This is a genomic window from Corallococcus llansteffanensis (assembly GCF_003612055.1).
Lineage (GTDB): Bacteria > Myxococcota > Myxococcia > Myxococcales > Myxococcaceae > Corallococcus > Corallococcus llansteffanensis.
This window is the reverse complement of the sequence record NZ_RAWB01000994.1, coordinates 1-1,586: the sequence shown is the minus strand read 5'-3', so window position 1 is coordinate 1,586 and position 1,586 is coordinate 1. Positions and strand designations below refer to the sequence as shown.

The 1,586-nt window shown below is 71.1% G+C and carries 1 protein-coding gene; it reads left to right on the top strand.

The window, feature by feature from the left end; genetic code table 11:
- The first annotated feature begins 2 nt into the window (after window positions 1-2).
- On the top strand, window positions 3-1,502 hold the full coding sequence (locus D7V93_RS42790) for an OpgD/OpgG family glucan biosynthesis protein (RefSeq protein WP_244237845.1): 1,500 nt from the start codon (window positions 3-5) through the stop codon (window positions 1,500-1,502).
- The last annotated feature ends 84 nt before the right edge of the window (window positions 1,503-1,586 follow it).

Here is a 1,586-nt window from a genome sequence, read left to right as displayed (position 1 = left end):
GTGTGGGGCTGTGCGTGGCGGCGCTGGCGTGTGCCCAGCCGAAGTCGGGGACGGCCCCGGCTGCGCGGGGGGCGGGGTCGGGTTTCTCCGCCGACACGGTGCTGGAGAAGGCCCGTGCGCTGGCCGCGAAGCCGTACCAGGAGCCGCCCGTCGGGGTGCCGCCGTCCTTCGAGACGCTCACCTACGATCAGTACCGGGACATCCGCTTCCGCGATGAGAGCTCGCTGTGGCGTGCCGCGGGGCTGCCGTTCCGGGCGCAGTTCTTCCACCCGGGCTTCTATTACACACGCCCGGTGGGGGTGAACGTGGTGGAGGGCGGCAAGGCGCGAGCGCTGCCGTTCTCCACGGACCAGTTCACCTACGGAGCCCTGGTGGGCACGCCGCCCAAGGGCAAGGTGAACGGCTTCGCGGGCTTCCGCATCAACGCGCCGCTGAACACGAAGGGCTACTACGACGAGCTCGTCGCCTTCCTGGGGGCCAGCTACTTCCGCGCGCTGGGCAAGGGCAACCTCTATGGGCTGTCCGCGCGGGGGCTCGCCATCGACACGGCGCTGCCGGGGGGCGAGGAGTTCCCCACGTTCCGCGAGTTCTGGCTGGAGACGCCGGCGGCGGGCGCGGACACGGTGGTGGTGCACGCGCTGCTCGACAGCGCCAGCGCCACGGGCGCGTACCGCTTCGCCATCCGCCCGGGTGTCCAGACGGTGATGGAGGTGCAGGCGACGGTGTTCGCGCGCAAGCAGGTGCGGCAGCTGGGCCTGGCGCCGCTCACCAGCATGTACCTCTTCGGGGAGAACGACCCGGGCGACTTCGACGACTTCCGTCCGGAGGTGCACGACTCCGACGGCCTCTCCGTCTGGATGAAGAACGGCGAGAAGCTGTGGCGCCCGCTGAAGAACCCCCGGCAGCTCCAGGTGAGCAGCTTCCACACGGACGGGCTCGCGGGCTTCGGCCTGCTGCAGCGCGACCAGGCGTTCACCAGCTACGAGGACCTGGAGGCGCGCTACGAGCGCCGCCCCGGAGCCTGGGTGGAGCCGGTGGGGGACTGGGGGCAGGGCTCCGTGCGGCTGGTGGAGATCCCCACCCGCGAGGAGATCCACGACAACATCGTGGCCTTCTGGGTGCCGGATGCACCGGTGCCGGCGGGTGCACACCTTGGGTTCTCCTACCGGCTGTCCTGGGGCTTCGCGCCCGAGGGCGTGAAGGCCGGGGGGGCCGTCGTCGCGGCGACGCGTGTCGCGGCGGGCACCCGGGTGGGGGCGCGTCGCTTCGTCCTCGATTTCACCCCCGGAAACGGGGAGGGCACGGGCCCGGTGGAAGCGGTCGTCACGGCTTCCCGGGGTCAGGTGCTGCATCCGCGCGCGGAGGCCCACGCCATCACCGGCGGCTACCGCGCGGCCTTCGAGCTGCTGCCTGACGGGGAAGGCCCCATCGAGCTTCGCTGCTTCCTGAAACGCGGTTCCGAGACCCTCACCGAGACCTGGAGCTACCTGTGGATTCCGTGACCATGCATTCCTTCCTCTCCTTCGCCCCGGAGATGCCCCAGGCTCGCGCGGACACCCGCGAAGCGCTGGAGGGCTTCTTCCAGG